General features: G+C 60.5%; 18 protein-coding genes. 8 read left to right on the top strand and 10 right to left on the bottom strand.

The annotated features are described in order from the left end of the window. Positions 1-41: 41 nt before the first annotated feature. Genes ABH909_RS03480 through ABH909_RS03445 form a run of 8 tightly spaced genes read right to left on the bottom strand, consistent with a single transcriptional unit; the run spans position 42 to position 9,030 of the window. Positions 42-1,172, bottom strand: coding sequence for a glycosyltransferase family 4 protein (locus ABH909_RS03480; RefSeq protein ID WP_429430544.1), 1,131 nt, complete (start codon positions 1,170-1,172; stop codon positions 42-44). Beyond that, positions 1,173-2,303, bottom strand: a complete 1,131-nt coding sequence (locus ABH909_RS03475) for a glycosyltransferase family 4 protein (RefSeq protein WP_429430542.1) — start codon at positions 2,301-2,303, stop codon at positions 1,173-1,175. Further along, positions 2,287-3,654, bottom strand: coding sequence for a glycosyltransferase family 4 protein (locus tag ABH909_RS03470; protein ID WP_429430540.1), 1,368 nt, complete (start codon positions 3,652-3,654; stop codon positions 2,287-2,289). The genes ABH909_RS03475 and ABH909_RS03470 overlap by 17 nt, the downstream gene beginning before the upstream one ends. Next, complete coding sequence (locus tag ABH909_RS03465; RefSeq protein WP_429430538.1) at positions 3,651-4,904, bottom strand: ABC transporter ATP-binding protein; 1,254 nt, start codon at positions 4,902-4,904, stop codon at positions 3,651-3,653. The genes ABH909_RS03470 and ABH909_RS03465 overlap by 4 nt, the downstream gene beginning before the upstream one ends. Further along, positions 4,904-5,701 (bottom strand): ABC transporter permease, encoded by a 798-nt coding sequence (locus tag ABH909_RS03460; protein ID WP_429430537.1) that lies wholly within the window; start codon positions 5,699-5,701, stop codon positions 4,904-4,906. Before ABH909_RS03460 ends, ABH909_RS03465 begins: the two co-directional genes overlap by 1 nt. After that, complete coding sequence (locus tag ABH909_RS03455; RefSeq protein ID WP_429430535.1) at positions 5,702-7,144, bottom strand: mannose-1-phosphate guanylyltransferase/mannose-6-phosphate isomerase; 1,443 nt, start codon at positions 7,142-7,144, stop codon at positions 5,702-5,704. Positions 7,145-7,147: 3 nt separating this feature from the next. Beyond that, a complete protein-coding gene (gene gmd / locus ABH909_RS03450; RefSeq protein ID WP_429430533.1) occupies positions 7,148-8,119 on the bottom strand; it encodes a GDP-mannose 4,6-dehydratase in 972 nt (323 codons plus the stop codon). Then, complete coding sequence (locus ABH909_RS03445) at positions 8,116-9,030, bottom strand: GDP-mannose 4,6-dehydratase (protein ID WP_429430531.1); 915 nt, start codon at positions 9,028-9,030, stop codon at positions 8,116-8,118. The genes gmd and ABH909_RS03445 overlap by 4 nt, the downstream gene beginning before the upstream one ends. 425 nt (positions 9,031-9,455) lie before the next feature. Here ABH909_RS03445 and ABH909_RS03440 point away from each other — a divergent pair, with 425 nt between their 5' ends. The 7 genes from ABH909_RS03440 (at position 9,456) to ABH909_RS03410 (ending at position 18,717) form a co-directional block, all read left to right on the top strand. Continuing rightward, the gene (locus ABH909_RS03440; RefSeq protein WP_429430529.1) at positions 9,456-11,021 is read left to right on the top strand and encodes a glycosyltransferase; all 1,566 of its coding nucleotides are present in this window, start codon (positions 9,456-9,458) and stop codon (positions 11,019-11,021) included. Then, positions 11,015-12,319, top strand: a complete 1,305-nt coding sequence (locus ABH909_RS03435; RefSeq protein ID WP_429430527.1) for a glycosyltransferase — start codon at positions 11,015-11,017, stop codon at positions 12,317-12,319. Before ABH909_RS03440 ends, ABH909_RS03435 begins: the two co-directional genes overlap by 7 nt. Further along, a complete protein-coding gene (locus tag ABH909_RS03430) occupies positions 12,316-13,209 on the top strand; it encodes a class I SAM-dependent methyltransferase (protein ID WP_429430525.1) in 894 nt (297 codons plus the stop codon). The genes ABH909_RS03435 and ABH909_RS03430 overlap by 4 nt, the downstream gene beginning before the upstream one ends. Then, positions 13,206-14,360: an acyltransferase family protein gene (locus ABH909_RS03425; RefSeq protein ID WP_429430524.1), complete on the top strand. Its 1,155-nt coding sequence runs from the start codon at positions 13,206-13,208 to the stop codon at positions 14,358-14,360. Before ABH909_RS03430 ends, ABH909_RS03425 begins: the two co-directional genes overlap by 4 nt. After that, positions 14,354-15,193, top strand: coding sequence for a class I SAM-dependent methyltransferase (locus ABH909_RS03420; protein ID WP_429430522.1), 840 nt, complete (start codon positions 14,354-14,356; stop codon positions 15,191-15,193). The genes ABH909_RS03425 and ABH909_RS03420 overlap by 7 nt, the downstream gene beginning before the upstream one ends. A gap of 208 nt (positions 15,194-15,401) precedes the next feature. Next, positions 15,402-16,598, top strand: coding sequence for a DUF3142 domain-containing protein (locus tag ABH909_RS03415; RefSeq protein ID WP_429439731.1), 1,197 nt, complete (start codon positions 15,402-15,404; stop codon positions 16,596-16,598). Then, positions 16,585-18,717 carry a hypothetical protein gene (locus ABH909_RS03410; protein ID WP_429430520.1) on the top strand — a complete coding sequence of 711 codons (2,133 nt, stop codon included), beginning with the start codon at positions 16,585-16,587 and terminating at the stop codon, positions 18,715-18,717. The genes ABH909_RS03415 and ABH909_RS03410 overlap by 14 nt, the downstream gene beginning before the upstream one ends. 10 nt (positions 18,718-18,727) lie before the next feature. Here the strand turns inward: ABH909_RS03410 and ABH909_RS03405 are convergent, their stop codons facing one another. Then, positions 18,728-19,357, bottom strand: a complete 630-nt coding sequence (locus ABH909_RS03405; RefSeq protein ID WP_429430518.1) for a LysE family translocator — start codon at positions 19,355-19,357, stop codon at positions 18,728-18,730. Between the two features lie 145 nt (positions 19,358-19,502). Here ABH909_RS03405 and ABH909_RS03400 point away from each other — a divergent pair, with 145 nt between their 5' ends. Further along, a complete protein-coding gene (locus ABH909_RS03400; RefSeq protein ID WP_090326856.1) occupies positions 19,503-19,976 on the top strand; it encodes an Lrp/AsnC family transcriptional regulator in 474 nt (157 codons plus the stop codon). 117 nt (positions 19,977-20,093) lie between these two features. On the opposite strand, the gene lpdA is transcribed toward ABH909_RS03400, so the two are convergent. Continuing rightward, on the bottom strand, positions 20,094-21,494 hold the full coding sequence (gene lpdA / locus ABH909_RS03395; protein ID WP_429430515.1) for a dihydrolipoyl dehydrogenase: 1,401 nt from the start codon (positions 21,492-21,494) through the stop codon (positions 20,094-20,096). Positions 21,495-21,517: the final 23 nt, after the last annotated feature.

Below are 21,517 nucleotides of genomic sequence, written 5' to 3'. Positions count from 1 at the left end.
AACGCGAGCAAGCTCGCTCGCCACAAAAGCCCGGGCCCGGTTCAGGCGTAGGACAGGGATTTTTCTTCCAGCAGTTCTTCGTACAACGTCGTCCACTTGCGGCCCATTTCTTCCGCCGTGAATAGCTGCCGATAACGCGCCTCTGCCTTCACGCCCATTTCGGCCGCAATCGTCGGGTTTTCCCAAAGGGTGCGCATGGCTTCACGGAACGCTTGTGGATGACTCGGCGGCACCACCAGCCCGGTTTCGTTGTGGATGTTGATGTAGCTGGTGCCGGTGCCGATTTCGCTGGAGATCATCGGTTTGCCGTACATCGCGCCTTCGAGCAGCGAGATGCCGAACGCTTCGGAGCGCAGGTGCGAGGGGAATACGATGGCGTAACTCAGTTGCAGCAGCGCGACTTTGTCTTCGTCGCCAAGACGCCCCAGAAAGTGAATATTGCGCAAACCCAACGCTGCGGCCTGGGCGTGCAGTTCGGCTTCCAGCGGCCCGGCGCCGACGATTACCACCGGGTAATCCACGTCTTTCAAGGCGTCGAGCAGAATGTGCAGGCCTTTGTAATAGCGCATCACGCCCACAAACAGGAAAAACTTATCCCCAAGCTTTTGCCGCCAATGGTCCATGCGTTCGTTATCGGCCTGTGGATAACCGGCCTTGTTCAGGCCATAGGGAATGACGCGGGTCTTGTCCTGAAACTGCTGCAACACATCACTGGTGTGCAGGTAGTTGGGGGACGCGGCGACGATTCGGTCAGCGCTGGCGAGGAAGCGGTTCATCAGTGGCCGATAAAGTTTGAGCAGGTGTTTCTGGCGAATGATGTCCGAGTGATAGGTGACTACGCTGGGTTTGTTCATGGCGCTGAAGAAATGCACCAGGTCCATGAACGGCCACGGGAAGTGGTAATTGACCACGTCCGCCTCAGCGGCCATTTCGCGAAATCGCTTGAAGACGCTGTAAGAAAAGCCTGTTGAAGCGAACTGAATGTCGAGTTTGGCCCGATGGACTTCGTGCTGCCCGAGTTGCACCACCGGCGGTCTCGGATCGGCACTTAGAGTCAGCACCTGGCTTTCAATGCCATGCTGGGCGCCGCTTTCACACAACTGGAAGATCACTTGCTCGATCCCGCCGACGGAGTCAGGCAGGTACGTCTTGAAAAAATGAAGAACTCGCATTCAACCTCCCATGGCCTGGCGGTAGGCGCGGGCGGTGATCTTCGCGCAGCGCTCCCAGGAAAATAGCCTTGCCTGCTGCAATCCGGCTTTTCGGCATGCCTGCCAATGTGTTTGATCGTCGATCAGACGGCGCATGGCATCGCGCAAGCCGTCTGGATCGTCGGGTTCAATATAGTTGCCCGCAATGCCTGCGACTTCAGGCATGGCCGAACGTCGGGTCAGGATGACCGGCGTGCCGCTGGCCATGGCCTCCAGCACGGGTAGACCGAAGCCTTCATAGCGCGACGGAAAAATCAGCGCCCGGGCGCCGGCCAACAGCTGCGCGACCTGCTCGTCGGGCAGGTAACCGAGCAAACACACATGACCATTGGCCAATGCCTGGCGCAGCTCATCGTTGAATTGTTCACGCTGCCAGCCGGCCATGCCCACGATCAATAACGGAAAGCGCTGACGCAATGCTTCCGGAAGTTGGGCGTGAGCGCGCAGGGCCAGGGTCAGGTTTTTGCGTGGTTCCAGGGTGCCGACGCAGAGAAAATAATCCCGCATCTCGACCCCGTGGGCCTTGAGCATCGCATCGATGGCCTCGGGCTCGCGTGGGTGGAAACGTGCCGCCACGCCCAGCGGGGCAACTACAAAACGCTCGGCCGGCAGTGCGAACCAGGCTTGAGCCTCGTCGGCAATGTACTGCGAGTCGGTGAGAATCAGCTGCGCCTGTTGCACGCCATCGGCCAGTCGCCGCTTGATTTCTCGCAGGCGCGCCGGTGGTTGCGTCTCGGGATAGTGCAGGTGTGTCAGGTCATGCAGGGTGATGACCGTCGGGCCGTCGAACGACAACGGCCACAGACTGGGTTCGTGATAAAGGTCGATCGCCTGCGCGCGGCCTTGATCAAAGCGTTTCTGCGCCAGCCAGCGTCGAGCCTGATACGCCCCCGGTATCTGCCGCAGCAACGGCGTCAGTCGCGAGTAGCCCGGCATGGCAGCATCGGGTAGCGAAGAACTCCAGCCCCAGCCATGGAACAGCGACAACTCGACATCGGGCTCACCGGCCAGGGCATTCACCAGTTCGGCGACGTAATGGCCGATACCGGTGCGCGGGGCCTGGAGAATTCGGGCGTTAAGGGCAATTCGCATGTTGCCTCTCTTGCTCTGCGGGTGTTTCCACCAGGTTGCGCAGGGTTCGCTCGGCCAGTTGCGCACTGGCTTCACGCCAGCCAATCCAGCGCCAGTCCGCCACATCGCGGGCGGCCGGGAATTGTTTGCTGCTCTCGAATCGGGTAACCAGATCCGCCAGGTTTTGTGGTTCGGCCAGGTCGAAGTACGCCATGAACTCGCCGCCTATTTCGCGGAAGACTGGAATGTCACTGCCCATGGCCGGCAAACCGCGCTGCATGGCTTCCACCAGTGGCAGGCCGAAGCCTTCGACGTAGGACGGAAACACCAGCGCACTGGCGTGGGAATAGGCATGTTCGAGGCTGGTGTCGCTCAGGTCGTTAAACATGAACAACCGCCTGTTCAGCTGCGGGTGATTGCGTACCCGGGCGAGCAGGGCATCGCATTTCCAGCCAATGCGCCCGGCGATGCACAGACGGGCAGTGGAGCCTGCGGCCCAGGCGAGTTCGAAGGCGTCCAGCAAGTAGTCGTGGTTCTTGCGCGGCTCGATGGTGCTGACCATCAGGAACACCGGTTCCGGGGTATCGAACAGCCGGGTCAGGCGTGTTTCGACAGAGGCGGTTTCTTCGCGCAAGTCCAGCTCCGAGCCCAGGTGAAAGTAGTCGAACCACAAGGAGTCGGCTTTGGCAGGGCCGACGCGACGATGCAATTCTTCGCGCACCTGATCGCGCACCGTGGCGGAAATCGCCACGTAGCCGTCGGCGGTTTTGGCGATCCAGTCGAACCACTCGCTGAAAATCTGCACCAGTCGCGTGTCGTAGAACTGCGGGTGGGTCAGGGGAATCAGGTCGTAGATCACCGAGACAATGCCCACGCCTTCGCGTTTGAGTTGCTCGGCCAACGGGAAGAAATCGGCGTGCCAGGATGAGTCCAGCAACACGAGTTGATCGCCCGGTTGATGCTGCAGCGGCGAGCAACGTTTAGGCAGTTGATAGTGATTGATCCGGTCAATCAGGCGTAGCGGTACGCTGAAACCTGCCAACGCCGTGAGGCGATAAGCCGCGTACAGCGCGCGCCGGGTCCATCGCGAGGTGCAGCGTTTGTCGAGGCGCTGGTGCAGTTGCCAGAAACGATGGGCCAATCGCTCCAGGCGCCCACCGAACTCCATCAGCCCGTTGAAAAAAGGGATGCCCGAAGGGCTCAGTTTCAGAACCCGGTAGAGCTTGCCCTTGAGCATCACCACCGGGATGCATTCAACGCCATCGACGCGTTCAGGCAACTGATTGATGACGTTGCGCACCACCCGCTGAATGCCCGAATTGACCTTGGGGTGCTGGAACACGTACGTGCATTCCACCAGTAGACGGGTCATGGCGTGTGCTCCGAAACAATCGATTCGGCGGCGCGAGTGATGGTGGTTTTCGCCCCCAGCCACGAACAGCCGACAAAGTCTTCGTGTCGGTTGTTGATCACATGGAACACCAGGCCGTAGTCGCGCCACTCGAAATTGCGGTCCAGGTGCGAGTCCAGTCGCGACAGGCTCAGGGCCACGGAATAGTTGCCCTTGCCCAGGCCCATGACGAAGGCAAAGCGGTAGGTCAGCCGCTCACCGGCCTGCAGATCGGTGAGGGCGAGGTCCTGACGATGGGTATTGATGCCGTACATGGCCTGGCCCAGGCGATCCTTGATCATGAAACCCAGCACCAGGCGTTCGATGTCCTGGCGCACTTCGACTTGCACCTCAAGCACCACCGACTGGCCGACTTCAGCGGCATCGATGGCACGTTCGCGCTCATCGAGCAGGCGCACGCTGAGGATCCCGGCTTCACCGGTGCCGGAAACGGTTTGCACCTGGCCGTCCGCGAGCATTTCCTGACGCACCGTCTGGCCTTCGCGCTCGGCGAGCAGGGCGTTGTAGTAGTCCATGACGGCTTCGGGCTTGCCGTGCATGGCCATACGACCGTTCTCCAGGAGAATCGCCGAATCGCAAATCGACTGAATCGCCGAGCGGTCGTGGGACACGATCAGCAATGTGGTGCCGGCCCTGCGAAAGCTGCGGATGCGGTCGAAGCTTTTGTGCTGGAAGTAGGCGTCGCCCACCGACAGCGCTTCGTCGACGATCAGGATGTCCGGGCGCCGCGCGGTGGCCACGCTGAACGCCAGGCGCATCTGCATGCCGCTGGAGTAGGTGCGCACCGGGTGGTCGATGGCTTCGCCAATTTCCGCGAAATGTTCGATCTGTGGCATCAGGGCTTCGATTTCTTCGACCTGCATGCCCAGCAGTTGCCCGGCCATGATCGCGTTTTGCCGGCCGGTAAAATCCGGGTGAAAGCCCATGCCCAGTTCCAGCAGTGCGGCGACGCGGCCTTCGAGCTGGATCTGCCCACAGGTGGGTTGGGTGGTGCCGGTGATCATCTTCAGCAAGGTACTTTTGCCGGCACCGTTGACCCCGACAATGCCCACCGCTTCACCGGGCGCAATCTCGAACGCTACGTCTTGCAGCACCCAGTGCTGGCGATGGCGGATCGGCGAAAACGGAATCAGCCACTCAGCCAGTCGGCTCCAGCGTGTGGGGTATTGCTTGTAGGCCTTGCCCAGGCCGGTTACGCGTATGTGCCCCATCAGAGTTCATCCACCATTTCGCCGACCCGCTGACGAAACAGTCGCAGCCCGATCACGCAGAACAACACACCGATCACGAAAATCGGCAGCAGCGAACTCCAGACCGGCCATTGGCCGTAGAGAAACAGGTTCTGGTAACTGCCCATCAGGTTTGTCAGCGGGTTGAGCTGCAACAACCGTTGCACCCACTCGGGCAGGATGCTCAGCGGGTACACGATCGGGGTCAGCCAGAACCAGAATTGCAGGCAGATGCCGAAGAATTGCCCGACATCGCGAAAGAACACATTCAACACGCCGAGGATCATCCCGAGACCGGCGCAGAACATGACCTGCAGCGCGATCAGCGGCAGCAACGCCAGCAGGGCCATGCCCGGCAAGCGCCCGGTGATCAGCAGAAAGCCCAGGAACAGCCCGATGATGATCGCGAAGTTGATGCCGGCGTTGAACAGCACGATTAGCGGCAGGCAGATTCTCGGGAAGCTGATTTTCTTCAGCAGGTTGGCGTTTTCCAGAAACATGTTCTGGCTGCGCAGGGTGATTTCCGAGAACAGGCCCCAGGTCAGCAACCCGGCGCAGAGGTAGATGCTGTAGGCCATACCGTCATCCACACCGGGCAAGCGTGCGCGCATGATGTGGGAAAAAATCACCGTGTAGACGACGATCATCGACAGCGGGTTGAGCACGGTCCACAGGGCACCGAACAGCGAATTACGATAACGCGCTTGAAACTCTCGCTTGACGCTACCGAGGATGAAACCTCGATAGCCCCACAGCGAGCGATACAGGGAAAGCAACATTCAAACCGTCCTGCCGTATTGGTCTTCGAAGCGAACGATATCGTCCTCCCCCAGGTATTCACCGCTTTGCACTTCGATGATCACCAGGTCGATCACGCCGGGGTTTTCCAGACGGTGCCTGTGCCCGGCGGCAATGAATGTCGATTCGTTCTTGGCCACCAGGTGCGAACCGGAACCGTTGTTGGTGACCTTGGCCATGCCTTCGACCACGACCCAGTGTTCATTGCGGTGATGGTGCATTTGCAGTGACAACTTGGCGCCGGGTTTGACCACGATACGTTTGATCTTGAAGCGAGGACCTTCCTCGAGCACGGTGTAAGTGCCCCACGGTCGGTTGACTGTGCGGTGCAGGCGATAGGCTTCGTGCTTTTCATCCTTGAGCTGCCGGGCCACCCGGCGCACATCCTGGGCGCGGTCGGCATGGGCGACCAGCACCGCGTCGGCGGTGTCGATGATGATCAGGTTATCCACACCCACGGCGGCGACCAACCGGTCTTCGCTCTGGACGAAGTTGTTGTGGCTGTCGATGAAGATCGCGTCGCCGCTGGCGCGATTGTTCTGCGCATCGGCCGGCACCAATGCCGCCACGGCGCCCCAAGAACCAATGTCGCTCCAGTCGAAAGAGGCCGGAACCACGACCACCTTGTCGGAGCGCTCCATCAAGGCGTAGTCGATGGAGATGTCGGTGATTTTGGCGAAGTGCGTTGGCGACAGTTCCTGTTGCAGGCAACCGCCGGTTTCCACCGGCGCACTGGCCGCCATGCAGGCCCGAGCCTGTTCCAGCAATGCGGGGGCGTGAAGGTGCAACTCGGCCAGCAGCGTGGCGATCGAGAAGCAGAACATCCCCGAATTCCACAGGAAGTTGCCGCTCTCCAGATAATGCGTGGCGGTTTGCAGGTCGGGTTTTTCGACGAAGCGTTGCACCTTGGCGGCGCCTTTGTCGTCCAGCGGGGCACCGGTTTCGATGTAGCCGAAGCCGGTTTCCGGGGCTGTCGGCACCACGCCGAAGGTCACCAGATGACCAGCCTTGGCCAGCGTGACGGCGTGCTCGACCGCGCTTTTCAAGGCGTCTTCGTTGAGAATCAGATGGTCGGCGGGCATCACCACCATGATCGCTTCGTCGCCGTGCAAGGCTTGTAGCGAAAGGGCTGCCGCCGTGATGGCCGGGGCCGTATTGCGGCCCGTCGGCTCGAGCAGGAAATGCCCGCGATGGCGTTCCAGGCGCGCGTCCTGATAGTGATCCTTGCTCTGGAAGTAATAGTCGCGGTTGGTCACCGTGACGATATCGCCCCAGCCATCGAGCAAACCGGCCGCACGCCGATAAGTTTTACTCAGCAGCGACTGACCGTCGGGCAGGGTCATGAACGGCTTGGGATGGCCTTCGCGGGACACCGGCCACAACCGGGTGCCGGCACCGCCGGAGAGAATCACGGGAATCAGCATGGCCTACTCCTTGGCTACGCGTTTCATGTCCGCATCCATCATCATGCGGATCAAGGTGTTCAGATCGGTTTTTGGCTTCCAGCCCAGTACACGCCGGGCCTTGGCCGGGTTACCCAGCAGCACTTCTACCTCGGCCGGGCGGAAAAACGCCGGGTCGATCTTCACGTAGTCGCGGTAGTTGAGGCCAATGTGATCAAAGGCAATGCGGCACATTTCGCGCACGGTGGTGGTCACGCCGGTGGCGACCACATAATCGTCAGGCGTGTCTTGTTGCAGCATCAGCCACATGGCTTCGACATAATCGCCAGCGAAGCCCCAATCGCGTTTGGCGTCGATGTTGCCCAGGCGCAGCTCCTGCTGTTTGCCTTGTTTGATGCGAGCGGCGGCGTCGGTGACTTTACGGGTCACGAACTCGATGCCGCGCAGCGGTGATTCGTGGTTGAACAGGATCCCGCTGCTGGCGTGCAGGTTGAAGCTTTCGCGATAGTTCACCGTGATCCAGTGGCCATAGAGTTTGGCCACGCCGTAAGGGCTGCGCGGATAAAACGGCGTGTTTTCGTCCTGCTGCTCGGCCTGAATCAAGCCAAACATTTCGCTGGTGGACGCTTGATAGAAACGGGTGTGCGGACTGAACTGACGGATCGCTTCGAGCAGGTGAGTCACGCCCAGGCCGTCGACGATGCCAGTGGTTACCGGTTGATCCCAAGAGGCGGCGACAAAGCTTTGCGCGGCCAGGTTATAGACCTCGTCCGGCGCTGACTTGATCACCGCTCGCTGCACCGAGCAGGCATCGGCCATGTCGCCATCCAGATAGACGATATCGCCCTCGATCCCGGTCTCGCGCAGTCGCCAACGTGAATCGCTGCTGCGCCGTGCCACCAGGCCATGAACGGTGTAACCCTTGTCGAGCAGCAGTTTGGCCAGATAGGCGCCGTCCTGACCGGTGATCCCTGTGATCAATGCACTTTTTGTCATTCTTGTCGTACTCGCTTCTCCCAGTCGGACAGGATCGCCCGCAAGGATTGTTGTGTTGTGATTTCAGGCGTCCAGGCTGTGGTCTGGGCAAGCTTGGCATGGCTGCCACAAACGCGACGTTGATCCGCGCGGCGAAGACGCGCCGGATCCTGAACCAGTTGCACATCGACCTGGGCGAGATCCCCCAGCTGTTCGATCAAGCTGCGAATGCTCTGCTCGCGCCCCGAGCAAATGTTGTAGACCTGCCCCGAGGTGCCTTTTTCCAGCAAGGCGAAGTAGGCCGACACCACGTCGCCCACATCGAGGAAATCGCGAGTGACGTCGATGTCACCGACTTCCAGTTGCGGTGTTTGCAGGCCTTGCTTGATTCGGCTGATCTGCCGCGCCGCGCTGGCGATGACGAAGCTGTCCTTCTGCCCGGTGCCGATGTGGTTGAACGGGCGCGCGACCAATACGGGCCAGCCCTCGCTCAGGCCCCATTGCAGGCTCAGGAATTCGGCCGAGAGTTTGCTCACGGCGTAAGGGTTGCGCGGGCAGGGTGGATGGACTTCGGTGATGGGCAGATCGGCTTCGTTGACCTGGCCATAGACATCACCGGAGCTGACGTACAAAAAGGTGCCGATAAAGCCACGGGCCTTGAGGGCTTGAAGCAGGTTGAGGGTGCCCAGCAGGTTGATGTTCAGCGTGCGTGCCGGATCACGAAAGGCTTCGGGGACGAAAGTCTGGCCAGCCAGATGAATGACCGCATCGGGCATTTCCGGCCATAGGCCTTCAAGGCTTTCTGGCTGTGCAAGATCGTAACGGGAAGGGGCGGGCAGCAGTTCCCATTCCGAGGCATCAGCCTTCAGACGAGATTGAATATGTTGTCCTACGAATCCACTCAGACCCGTTACGAACAGACGCTTTTTCAAGCAGCGGTCCCCTCAATGCTGAACTTCTGCCATTTCCCACAGGCTTTAGGAAAAGTCTGTCAGACCGAAGAAAAACCTTCGTAGGAAGACAGGCGAAGTCGTTGTTGTAATTGTTTGGTAGCCAATCTGTGCCAATTGCGCAGCAATTTCAATAAGTCCCACCGTGACTGATCAGTTCTCGTTTTTGCAGGCCTGTTTATTCTCGCCGAGCGGTTCACGAACCCTTAATGGATGTGTTTAGAATGCCCCTCGTCACGATCGCCCAGGGTTCGGCAGGGTTGTTCTGCAACGCCGCGAAACTGACCACTAAAACAAGAACGTAGACGGGCATGAAGACTATAGACGAGGACGACACACCGACTCGATCCGTGGCTTTGCCGTCATAGAGTGAGGTCGCCGGGATGGCGGCTTCATCGTGGGATGCCATGAATTTTATTCTTTACTCGGACGTCAACGACAGTTCCATCAGCCAGAGCCTCGGTCGTCCCGAATACAGTTATTACTTCGTGCTCAAGGCTTATCGCCCAGTGCTCGAAAGCCTTGGGCGGGTGCATGTGGTGTCCTCCACCGCCGAAGTCGATCCTCTCTACAGGCAGCTGCGTGCCGCCGGCGAAGACAGCTTGTTCCTGTCTTTCACCCCGCCGCAGAAAACCCCGAACGACCTTGAGTGCCCGACCATGTGCGTGGTGGCCTGGGAGTTCGATTCGATTCCCGATGAGCAGTGGGACAACGATCCACGCCAGGACTGGACCCGCATGCTGGCGCGCCAGGGCCGGGTGATTACGCTCTCCAGTCATACGGCCCGGGCGATCCGTCGGGCCTTGGGCGAAGACTTTCCGGTGTTGGTCTTGCCGACGCCGTTGTGGGAAAACTTCGCGGTCATCCGTAGCCGTCATTCCAGTATGCCGGTCAATGCCGGTTCGACACTCGACATCAAGGGCTGCATCCTTGATACCCGTACGCTGGGGCTGTGCGCCGACTCGCTGATTCCGCCGCCGCTGACCGCTGAGCAACAGGCGGAACTCGAGGCCTTGCGTCCGCCGCCGCTGACCCTGAAGCGCCGCTTCGTCATCGCCAGGCACTACTTGCGCCTGTGGGCGCTGGACCTGGGCAAGGCGCAACCGGTGCCGGTCCATCGCACTCACTTTTTGAGCCTGTGGTACAGGGAAGGGATTCGCGATCTGTTGTCTGACCCGGCTCATTCCAGGCTCGCAAAATACTTCCCGCGCATTGCCGGTCCACAGTCGGTGCCGGTCCACGTACCCGCAGCCGTGGACCTTCCGGACACTACGGAGCAGGTTCAGACCCATGTCGACGGCGTGGTCTACGTCACCGTGTTCAACCCCAAGGACGGGCGAAAAAACTGGCATCAACTGATCAGCGCATTCTGCTGGGCGTTCCGTGACACCGCGGATGCCACACTGGTGCTGAAGATTACCCAGAGCGATCTGTCGTCCTATTACACCGAGTTGATGACCTTGCTGGCGCAACTGTCCCCATTCGCCTGCCGAGTGGTGGTGATGCACGGTTACCTGGACGATCCGCAATATGCCCGGCTCTATGAGGCGGCGAGTTACTACGTCAACGCCTCGCGCTGCGAAGGCTTGTGTCTGCCGCTGATGGAGTTTATGGCCAGCGGCAAACCGGTGATCGCGCCGGATCACACGGCCATGGAGGATTACATCGATGAGCGCGTGGCGTTTGTGGTCAAGTCCAGCGAAGAGCTGACCATCTGGCCTCAGGACACCCGCATCATCTATCGGACCCTGCGTTATCGACCGGACTGGGGATCGTTGAAAACGGCCTACGAAAACAGCTACCGGATCGCCAAGGAACAGCCGCTGGAATACCAGCAAATGGCTCATGCCGCGATCGAGCGCATGCACGATTACTGCGCCTTCACTCCAGTGCAGCAGCGCTTGGCGGACTTTTTCGGGCTGGCGCCACAGGGTGTGCCGGCAACAGCCGTAACGGATGACGCCTCATGTTGATCATCATTCATTCGGAAACCAACCAGCGCACCATTGCCCAGAACCTGGGCCGTTCGGAATACAGTTACTACTTCGTGCTCAAAGAATATCGACCGGTGCTGGAGCGCCTGGGGCGGGTAGTGGAAGTCAGCGACCCGCAGACTGAAGTCGACGCTTTGTACCTTGACTGTCTGTCCCGTGGCGAAGACTGCGTGTTCCTTTCGTTCTCGCCGCCCCATCGCACGCCTGTGCATTTCGCCTGTCCGACACTGGCGGTGTTTGCGTGGGAATTCAGCACCATTCCCAATGAGCCGTTCGCCGGTGAACCACGTAATGACTGGCGCACGGTATTGCGCGCGAGCGGTGCAGCGATCACCCATTCCAGCTACACCGTCAATGCCGTGCGCGAAGCCATGGGCGCCGACTATCCGATCGTCGCGGTGCCGGCACCGGTGTGGGATCGCTTTGCTGCACGCGGTGCGCAATTGCAGCGTCAGCCAAAGGCTTGCCAGGTGCGATTGAAGATCAAAGGCTTGCTGGCGGACAGTCGTCAACTTGATCTGCGAGCCTTTGGCCCTGCGCATTTGCGTGCCGGCAAGGGCATCGACTTTCAGGCGCCCGCTCGTGAACAAGAGTTGCTACTCGACGGTGTGATCTACACCTCGGTGTTCAACCCCGGCGACGGGCGCAAGAATTGGGAAGACATGCTGAGTGCTTTTTGCGTGACCTTCCGCGAGGTAGAAGACGCCACGCTGGTGCTCAAGTTGACGCACCACGATGCCGAAGAAGCGCTGACCGATATCCTTCATCACTTGTACAAAAACCAGCCCTACCGCTGCCGTATCGTGTTGATTTACGGCTACCTCGCAGATGCGGACTACGAGCGCCTGGTGCAGGCCACGAGTTACGTGGTGAACACATCCTATGGCGAAGGCCAGTGCCTGCCGCTGATGGAGTTCATGTCCTGCGGCAAGCCGGCGGTGGCGCCGCGCACCACGGCGATGATCGATTATCTGGACGCGGACAATGCTTTCCTCATCGACTCCACGGATGAGCTGACGGCCTGGCCCCACGACCCGCGAAAGGCGTTTCGCACCCTGCGTTACATCACCAACTGGGCCTCGCTGTGCACGGCCTATCAGGCCAGCTATGCGGTGGCTAGTGACGACCCGCAACGCTATGCAAGAATGTCCGCCCACGCGGTGACCAGCCTGCAGAACTTTTGCAGCCAGGCAACCGCTGAACAGCGTCTGAAAGAATTCCTGGGCCGGCTGTTCGAAACCCGCGCTGCGGCTGCCATGGAAACCCCCCAGGCATGATCCGCGCATTGATTCGGCGGCTGCGTCCGGTGACGGAAGCCAAAGCTGTACCTGCACCGGTTGCGCAAGACAGCGTGTCACCGCGCGATGTCGGCTTGCACGACGCCATCCTCGATGGCTGGTTTTTGAACGACAGCGGCGAATTGCTCAAGGGTTTTGCAATCACGGCGCACGACACCTTGCTGGACGTCGGTTGCGGTGAAGGCGTTGCGACGTTGTTTGCGGTGCGTCAAGGCGCCTCAGTGATTTTCACCGACAGTGAGCACGACAAGGTCCGTGATCTGGCCCGGCAAGTGGACGCGCAGACGGATAAGCCCAACCTGGGGCTGGTCAGCAATAGCCTGCCGTTGCCGCTGGCCGATGGCTGCGCGAGCAAAATCGTGTGCATGGAAGTGCTTGAGCACATCGATCAACCCGAACCCTTCATGGCCGAGCTGGTGCGCATGGGCCGTCCGGGTGCGCAGTATTTGCTCAGCGTACCGGCGCCGGTGGGCGAACATTTGCAGCAGGGCATCGCCCCTGCCAGTTATTTTCAGTCGCCCAATCACGTGCAGATTTTTACCCCGGAACGTTTCGCCGCCCTGGTGGAGGACGCCGGCCTGGTGATCGAGCATCGTCAGGCCACCGGGTTTTTCTGGGTGATGGGCATGATCTTCTTCTGGGCCAGCGAGCGCGCGGCCGGGCGCGACTTGGGCGGCGCGGTACGTGACCGGATTCAAGCGCCCTATCCGCCGCTGATGGAGAGTTGGGCGAGAACCTGGCAAGACCTGCTGGCGCAACCCAATGGACTGGCGATCAAGCAGATGCTCGATCAGTTCATGCCCAAGAGTCAGGTGATCATTGCACGTAAACCGATGGCGACCGACTCAAAGGCTGGGGCTGCGCGATGAGCAGTCGACGGATTCTCGACATCGAATTGTTGCGCGGGATCGCAGTGCTTGGTGTGCTGGTGCATCACCTGCAAACCATGCCATTTCCGGGTGGGCTGCCGGGTTTCGAATCGGGCACGGCCCACGGGCAATTCTGGTGGGGCGTGGACCTGTTTTTTGTCATCTCCGGGTTTGTCATCGCCCGAGGCTTGATTCCGCTGCTGCGTGGTTGCCAGACACCCCAGGCCTTCTGGCTGGAAACCCGCGGTTTCTGGATTCGCCGGGCCTTTCGTCTGTTGCCATCCGCCTGGTTGTGGCTGTTGCTGATGTTAGCGGGCGCACTGTTTTTCAATCATTCGGGCGCCTTTGGCACGGTGCAGGCCAATCTGCAGGCGACGCTGGCGGGCTTTCTGCAATTGGCCAATTTGCGCTTCGCTGAAAGCTTCATGCGCTTCGAATACGGTGCCAGTTTCGTTTACTGGAGCCTGTCCCTTGAAGAGCAGTTCTACCTGCTGCTGCCCTTACTGATCCTCGTCTGCCGCAAGCGGTTGGTGTGGGTGTTGCTGGCCTTGGTTGCCGTGCAACTGTTCACTTGGCGTTCAGCGCTGTTGATGAGTATCAGGACCGATGCCCTGGCATTGGGTGTGTTGCTGGCGATGTGGAGCTCGAGGCCGAGCTATCTGACCTGGGAGCCACGATGGTTGCGCCGTCGTTGGTCAGGCCTGTTGACGCTGATCGGCCTGGGCGCTGCACTGAGCGTGCTGGCGAGCACACCTTTCAACCTGGCGAGCTATCGGGTCGCCGCGATTGCCTTGTTGTGCGCGCTGCTGGTCTGGATCGCTTCCTACAATCGCGATTACCTGTTGCCCAAGGGCAAGCTCAAGCAAGTACTGGTCTGGTTGGGCGCCCGTTCCTATGGCATTTACCTGATTCACATTCCGGCGTTCTTTGTCGTACGCGAAGGCTGGTTTCGTTTCGCGCCCGCCGGTTGGCAGGACATGGCGATGCAGCCGGCACTGGCGCTGTTTTGTGCCATGACCCTGATCGTGCTGCTGAGTGAACTCAACTATCGATTCATCGAGCTACCCATGCGCAACCGGGGTGTCCGCCTGGTGCATCACTTGCGCGTGTCCCGATCAGCCCTTCCATCCTCTGGAGCCACCTCATGCTGAGCCTTTTGAAGAAACTCACGGCGGGCACGTCTGCTGCCGCGCAGCCGCTGACGCCGGCACCCTCGGTTGCCGACAAGGTCGACCCGTACATGCTCGGCCTGCATGACGCGATGCTCAGCGGCTGGTTCAACCAGCAAACCGGTGAGCTGTTCACCGGCTTCCCGGTCAGCCCCGAGGACACGCTGCTGGACGTGGGCTGCGGTGACGGAGGCAACGTGCATTTCTGCGGCATGCGCGGGGCGAAGATCATCATTGCCGACATCGACGCCGCCAAGGTCGAAGCGACTCGTCAGCGCCTGAGCGACACGCCGGCGCGGGGCGTCGAGTACCATGTCACGGACTGCAACCCGCTGCCGATTGCCGACGCGACCGCGACCCGGGTGGTGTCCACCGAGGTTATCGAGCATGTCGACGATCCGGCGCAGTTCCTCGCCGAACTGGTGCGGGTCGGCAAGCCCGGGGCGCTGTATTTGCTCAGTGTTCCGCACCCCAGTTCCGAAGACCTGCAAAAAGACATCGCGGCGCCGGAGTATTTCCAGAAGCCCAACCACATTCGCATCATCAGCGAAGAGCAGTTCAAAGCGATGGTCAGCGACGCCGGCCTGGACGTCATCAGCCACAGCCAGTACGGGTTTTATTGGTCGATGTGGATGCTGTTGTTCTGGGAGGCCAAGGTCGATTTCAGCAACGCCGACCATCCATTGCTCAACCATTGGGCCGACACCTGGCAAGCCGTGCTGTCCTCGCCACGGGGGGCGCAGATTAAACAGGCGCTGGATGCGGTAGTAGCGAAAAGTCAGGTGATCATTGCCCGCAAGCCAATGGCTGAGTAGGCTGCCGGGAATTCGTATTCGATCAATTGTGGCGAGGGAGCTTGCTCCCGTTGGGTTGCTGTAGGAGCTGCCGAAGGCTGCGATTTTTTGATCTTGATCTTCCACACCGACTCAATTGACCAGGGAAAGATCGCAGCCTCGTTGCACTCGGCAGCTCCTACAGCAGCCGAGCGGGAGCAAGCTCCCTCGCCACAGAGGATGAGGGCTCATTGTGTTTTTCATTCGTCTGTCAGCCTTGCTGGCCGCATTGCTGTTGCTTAGCGGTTGCGAGCGACCGGACGCGCCGCCGCTCGATCAGCAACTCTACGTCTGGCAACGCCAATGGACGCCGGCCCATGACGCCGCGCTGCGCGACAGCCGCGCCGATTTCTCGACCTTGCGCGTGCTGGCCTTGCAGGCCTTTGCGCAGGCCGGCTGGAGCCGGGCACGGATCGATCCGGTGCTGCTCAAGCGTGATGGCCGACCGCTGATTGCGGTGATTCGTCTGGATGGCCAGCTCCCGGGCCTGGATCAAGAGCAGGTCACCGCACAAATCCAGCAAGTGCTCAGCGATTGGCAAGGGCAGGGGCTGATCCTCTCCGGCGTGGAAATCGACCACGATGCGGGCAACGCCCGGCTACCGGCCTATCGCGAATTCCTCACGCATTTACGCGCCGTTCTGCCCGCTTCCTTGCCGTTGAGCATCACGGCATTGCCGGCCTGGCTCGACAGCCCCGAATTGCCGGCGCTGCTGGCGACCGTCGACAGCAGCGTTTTGCAGGTGCACGCGGTGAGCGATCCACGGCGTGGTTTGTTCGACTCGAATCAGGCACGGCAATGGGCCAGGGGCTGGAGCCGTATCACGTCGAAACCGTTTTATCTGGCATTGCCGGCTTATGGCGTGGCGTTGTTGCCGGGGGACGGTGGCGCGCCGCTCGTGGAAAGTGAAGTGCCCATCGAGCGGGGCGGCGAACGCCGGGAGTTACTGGCGGATCCGCTGCAACTGAGCAAACTCGGCGCCGAGTTGCGCGCCGATCCACCGGCTCATCTGGCCGGGCTGATATGGTTTCGCCTGCCGCTGGCCAATGATCGCAGGGCCTGGAGCCTGACGACGCTCATCGCGGTGGCGCGCGGCGATACGCTCGACAGCCGCGTGAAATTGAAGCTCTCGGCGCAGGACGGCCTCTACGACATCAGCGTCAGCAACCACGGCAACCTCGACAGCGCCTGGCCCGAACGGCTGACACTGGCGGTGCAAGGCTGCGATGGCGCCGATGCACTGGCCGGTTATGCATTGCAACAGCGCCCGGATCTGCTTACCTTCACCCGCCTGCGCGAGGGTCGAATACCGGCCGGCGGGCAGCGCGCCATCGGTTGGGCCCGCTGCGCAACTATTGATCAAGGAGGTTCGAATGTTCATCCGTAACTGGCCCCGCCATGTGCTTTGCCTGAGCCTCAGCTTGCCGTTGGGCTCGGCGTTGGCCTGCGGGCCGGACTTCCCCATGCGCCTGCTGGACAACCGTGGCCAGTCGCTGGCGGAACTGCCGGAAGGCAACTTCAACTTTGAGATCAGTCGCCTCGGGCATGCCATTGCGGGACTGAAAAATGTCACCGCAGCCACCAACATTCCGGGGGACGGTTACGGCGATGGGCCGGATTACGCGGGTCAGCGCAACACCGCCGAACAGGCTGGTTTGACGCCTGAGCAGCAAGCACTGGTGCAACAGCTGCGCAGCCTGACCGATGCCCGTCAGGTTGAAGAGCAAGGCGCGAGCCTGCCGGCCGAGCACAGGTTGTACCTGGCGGGCGCGGTGGCGTTCAACGCGGGTGACCCTGGTTTGGCCGCTGAATATTTTCAGAAAGTGCTGGCGCTGCCGGCGGATCAACGTGCGTTGCGCAGTACCTGGGCGGCTTACTCGTTGGGGCGGGCACTGTTTGCCATGAGTTCAGAGGCGGGCGCAGGTTCCGATCTGTTGGCTCAATCCCGAAAGGCCTTCGAGCAGACTCGTCAACTGAGCATCGACGGCTTCAGCGACCCGCTGGAACTGGGTGTTGCCAGCCTTGGCGAAGAAGCGCGAGTGGCCCGCACCGCTGGCGATTGGGATAGCGCCATCAAACTTTATGCGACGCAGAACCTCCACGGTTCGGCGGTGGGCTACAGCTCGTTGAAGTTGTTGATGGCCGATCTGATGGTAATGCCCGACGATCAACTGGCCGTGTTGCTCAAGGGCAAAACGGTGCAGCAACTGGTGACGGCGTCATTGATCAGTCGACTGGGCTGGTCATTCGGTGATCAACCGCCGAACGAACAAAAACTGATCAAGCTGCTGCAAAACAGCACTCGCGGCAGCCTGGATAACGCGGATCGCCTGGCGGCGATGAATTATCAACAGGGCGATTACGCCAGTGCCAAAGCCTTCCTCGAACAGGCCGGTGACGGCGGTCTCGCGTGGTGGCTGCGGGCGAAACTGGCGTTGCGCGATGGCGATAAAAACACTGCAGCGGCGGCCTATGCCAAGGCCGCTCAGGCCTTCCCGCAGAACGAGTCCTGGGGTGAGCGACGGACCCCGGACTGGGATTACGAAACAGTGCAGCCCAAGTGCCGGGTCGATGGCGAAAGCGCGATCCTGGCCCTGCAACGCGGGGATTATCTGCAAGCCTTTGATCAGCTTTATCGCAGCCAAAACATTTACTGGTACGACGCAGCCACCGTTGCCGAGCGGGTGCTGACTCTCGATGAACTCAAGCAGTACGTCGACACTCAGGTGCCCGCACCGCCGCCGCTCAGCCAGCAGAATCGCGATAATTATGTGCCGTTGCCGATAGCCGCGAACCTGCGCAATTTGCTCGGGCGGCGCCTGTTGCGTGAAGGGCGTTATGACGAAGCGCCGGCTTACTTCGACAACGTCGATCTGCAGAACAAGGCCAAGGCGTATGGGCAATTGCGACAGGAAGCGGACGCTGCCTGGTGGCCGACCAAACGTGCAGCGGCATTGTTCAATGCCGCGTGGACGGCACGCCAATGGGGCATGGAGCTTCTCGGCTACGAAATGGCACCGGATTACGCCACGTTCGGTGGTAATTACAGCCTTGAGAGCCGTGAGCTAAAGGTCGGCCCGTTAGTGGCTGAAGGTGAGGTCCTGCGTCAGCAAGCCAGCGCCGCTCAACCCGATGAGCGCTATCACTATCGTTATGTCGCAACGGCTTTGGCCAGTCGTGCTGCCGATAATCTGCCTCATACCAGCCAGGCTTTTGCGGCGGTGTTGTGTGCGGCGGCGGGGTGGAACACCAGCCTTGAAGAAGAAAGTGCCTTCTACCAACGGTATGTGAAAGAAGGTCCCTATGTGGATTGGGCGGAAAACTTCGGTCACCAATGCCCTTATCCCGACTTTGAAAACGCCAGCAAACGTTATGTCACCCAGGCGACCGATGCTACGCGTTCGATGCTGCGGCCTTACAAGAAGCCAGTGCAAGTGGGCGCTGTTGTGGCGATCACGGCGGCGGCGTTGCTGCTGATCAGTCGCCGTCGTCGTAGAGCGCGATAAGCCTCAACCCTCAACCCTGCTGCACAAAGGTCAGCCGCACCGCGAAGCCGATCAGCAGGCTGCCGAACAACCACTGCTGCACCCGCTGGGCCGATGGACTGCGTTGCAGCCAGCGGCCGAGTGCGGCGCCGACCAGTGCGTAGGCACTGTCGAACAACAACCCGACACCGACCAGCATCACACCCAGCGTTGCAAATTGCGCGAGCACTGGCCCGGCGTGCGGCTCAATGAACTGCGGCAACAGCACCGAGCAGAACAACAGCGCCTTGGGGTTGAGCAGGTTGGTCAGCAAACCGCGCTGGACCGCTTCGCGCCAATGCGATTTTTCAGTCGTGGACCCTGCACTGTTCAAGTTCGGCAGCATCGTGGTGCGCAGGCACTGAATGCCGATCCACAGCAGGTACGCGGCCCCGACCAGGCGCACCATGTCGAAGGTCCAGGGCGCCGTCTTGAACAGCGCCGCCAAACCCAGCGCCGCCAGGGCCACATGACAACCACGTGCCACACCGAGCCCCAACGCCGTGGCCAGCGCCGCGCCTTTGCCCTGACGCGCGCCGGTCTGCAATAGCAGAATCATGTCCGGGCCCGGCAACAGGTACACCACCGCCAGCGCCGTGAAAAACAGCCAGAGTCCTGCCATGTTGCACCCCATTCGTTGTCGATTTGGTGAGGTCAGTCTATGGCTGAAGAGCAGGGCAGGTGATTGCGTAGTCAGCTTCTAAAGACTCGATATTTGGCATAACCTGCCAGTTTGTGATGATTGAACCATCGGAATCTGCCAAACCATGAAACTGGACGCCTATGACCGCAAGATACTGGCGGCGCTGCAACGGGACGGTCGCCTGAGCAACGTGCAATTGGCTGACGAAATCGGTTTGTCTGCCTCGCCTTGTTTGCGTCGGGTACGGATGCTGGAAGAGGCGGGCGTGATTCGCGGCTATCAGGCCAATCTGGATCGAGATGAAGTGGGCCTTGGGCTGACAGTGTTTGTCGGGGTCAAAGTTGAACGCCACAACGATGAACAGGCCGAAGCCTTTCGCTTGGCCGTGACGGCATTGCCTGAGGTGATTTCGGCGTTCCTGGTGTCGGGGGAATCCGATTTTTTGTTGCAGGTGGTGGTACCGGATTTGCGCGCCTATGACCGCTTTCTCACCGGATGCCTGCTGAAATTGCCGGGTGTGAGCGACATCCGCAGCAACTTTGCGATTCACACGGTAAAGACCCCGGGGGCATTGCCGTTGGGGCATTTGCCGCTTTAGACCGAGTCGCCCCATTCGCGAGCAAGCCCGCTCCCACATTTGATCTGTGGTGTTCACAGAACCAGTGTGGGAGCGGGCTTGCTCGCGAAAGCGCCAGTTCAGTCAGCGTCATCGGCCCTACATCTGCGTCGCCATCCCCTCCACATCCATTGCCGCCTGGCGCAAAGCTTCGGAGCGGGTCGGGTGTGGGTGACAGGTCAGGGCGATGTCTTCGGCCGAGGCGCTGAACTCCATCGCCACGCAATATTCGCCAATCATCTCACTGACGCTGGGGCCCACAAGGTGCACGCCGAGGACTTCGTCGGTGCGCTCATCGGCCAATACTTTGGCGAAGCCTTCGGTTTCGTGATTGATCTTCGCCCGGCTGTTGGCGGTGAAGGGAAACTTGCCGACCTTATAGGCGCGACCTTCGGCCTTCAGCTGTTCTTCGGTCTTGCCGACGCTGGCCAGCTCCGGTTTGGTGTAGATCACGCTGGGGATCAGGTCGTAGTTGACTTCACCGGCCTTGCCGACGATTTGCTCGATGCAGGCCATGGCTTCGTCTTCGGCCTTGTGGGCGAGCATCGGCCCAGACGTGACATCACCGATCACCCAGACGCCAGCGGCCTCGGTGCGGTGGCCCTTATTGGCGAGCATGCCGCGTTTGTCCGTGACGAGACCGACGTTTTCCAGCCCCAGGCCTTGGGTATAAGGGCGCCGACCAATGGCCACCAACACGTAATCGGCTTCAAGCAACTCGGCGGTGCCACCCGTGGCCGGTTCGACGCTGAGCTGAACACCGCTCGCCGAGGTGGTGGCGCTGGTGACTTTCGAACTCAATTTGAAGCTGATGCCTTGCTTGCTCAATGAGCGCTGAAGGGTCTTGCCCGCTTCGCCATCCACACCGGGGCAGATCCGGTCGAGAAATTCGACCACCGTCACCTGAGCACCCAGGCGCCGCCATACCGAGCCCAGCTCCAGGCCGATCACCCCGGCGCCGATCACCACTAGGTGCTTTGGCACTTCGCCCAATGACAGCGCGCCCGTGGAGTCGAGAATGCGTTTGTTATCGATGTCCACGCCGGGCAGGGGAGTGGGTTCGGAACCGGTGGCAATAATGATGTCCTTGGCGCTCAGCTCGGTCTTGGTGCCCTGGCTGTCGGTCACCGTGACTTTGCCCGGCCCGTCGATGTGGCCCCAGCCCTTGATCCAGTCGACTTTGTTTTTGCGAAACAGAAACTCGATGCCTTTGGTCAGTCCGGTAACGCTTTCATCTTTCTGTTTCATCATTTGAGCAAGGTTGAGGACAGGTTTGACCTCAATCCCCAGGTTGGCGAATTCCGCCCCCATGGCCGCGTCGTAGAGTTCGGAGGCATGCAGCAGCGCCTTGGACGGCATGCAACCGACATTCAGGCAGGTCCCGCCCAGGGTGGCGCGGCCTTCCACGCAGGCTGCTTTCAGACCCAGCTGGCCGGCGCGGATCGCTGCGTTATAACCGCCGGGGCCTGCGCCCAGAATCACGACGTCATAGGTGCTCATGGTGGTACTCCTGATGAAAGGGG

The sequence above is a fragment of the Pseudomonas sp. BS3782 TE3695 genome (assembly GCF_050435305.1).
Classification (GTDB): domain Bacteria; phylum Pseudomonadota; class Gammaproteobacteria; order Pseudomonadales; family Pseudomonadaceae; genus Aquipseudomonas.
The sequence above is the reverse complement of the archived record's forward strand: the minus strand, read 5'-3'. Positions and strand labels throughout refer to the sequence as shown.

Coding starts and splice junctions, on each gene's coding strand:
- ABH909_RS03470 (WP_429430540.1), bottom strand. CDS start 3,654: ATGACCCGTCTACTGGTGGAATGCACGTACGTGTTCCAGCACCCCAAG.
- ABH909_RS03455 (WP_429430535.1), bottom strand. CDS start 7,144: ATGCTGATTCCCGTGATTCTCTCCGGCGGTGCCGGCACCCGGTTGTGG.
- ABH909_RS03425 (WP_429430524.1), top strand. CDS start 13,206: ATGAGCAGTCGACGGATTCTCGACATCGAATTGTTGCGCGGGATCGCA.
- ABH909_RS03465 (WP_429430538.1), bottom strand. CDS start 4,904: ATGGGGCACATACGCGTAACCGGCCTGGGCAAGGCCTACAAGCAATAC.
- ABH909_RS03440 (WP_429430529.1), top strand. CDS start 9,456: ATGAATTTTATTCTTTACTCGGACGTCAACGACAGTTCCATCAGCCAG.
- ABH909_RS03435 (WP_429430527.1), top strand. CDS start 11,015: ATGTTGATCATCATTCATTCGGAAACCAACCAGCGCACCATTGCCCAG.
- ABH909_RS03460 (WP_429430537.1), bottom strand. CDS start 5,701: ATGTTGCTTTCCCTGTATCGCTCGCTGTGGGGCTATCGAGGTTTCATC.
- ABH909_RS03400 (WP_090326856.1), top strand. CDS start 19,503: ATGAAACTGGACGCCTATGACCGCAAGATACTGGCGGCGCTGCAACGG.
- ABH909_RS03475 (WP_429430542.1), bottom strand. CDS start 2,303: ATGCGAATTGCCCTTAACGCCCGAATTCTCCAGGCCCCGCGCACCGGT.
- ABH909_RS03405 (WP_429430518.1), bottom strand. CDS start 19,357: ATGGCAGGACTCTGGCTGTTTTTCACGGCGCTGGCGGTGGTGTACCTG.
- ABH909_RS03410 (WP_429430520.1), top strand. CDS start 16,585: ATGTTCATCCGTAACTGGCCCCGCCATGTGCTTTGCCTGAGCCTCAGC.
- ABH909_RS03480 (WP_429430544.1), bottom strand. CDS start 1,172: ATGCGAGTTCTTCATTTTTTCAAGACGTACCTGCCTGACTCCGTCGGC.
- lpdA (WP_429430515.1), bottom strand. CDS start 21,494: ATGAGCACCTATGACGTCGTGATTCTGGGCGCAGGCCCCGGCGGTTAT.
- ABH909_RS03430 (WP_429430525.1), top strand. CDS start 12,316: ATGATCCGCGCATTGATTCGGCGGCTGCGTCCGGTGACGGAAGCCAAA.
- gmd (WP_429430533.1), bottom strand. CDS start 8,119: ATGACAAAAAGTGCATTGATCACAGGGATCACCGGTCAGGACGGCGCC.
- ABH909_RS03420 (WP_429430522.1), top strand. CDS start 14,354: ATGCTGAGCCTTTTGAAGAAACTCACGGCGGGCACGTCTGCTGCCGCG.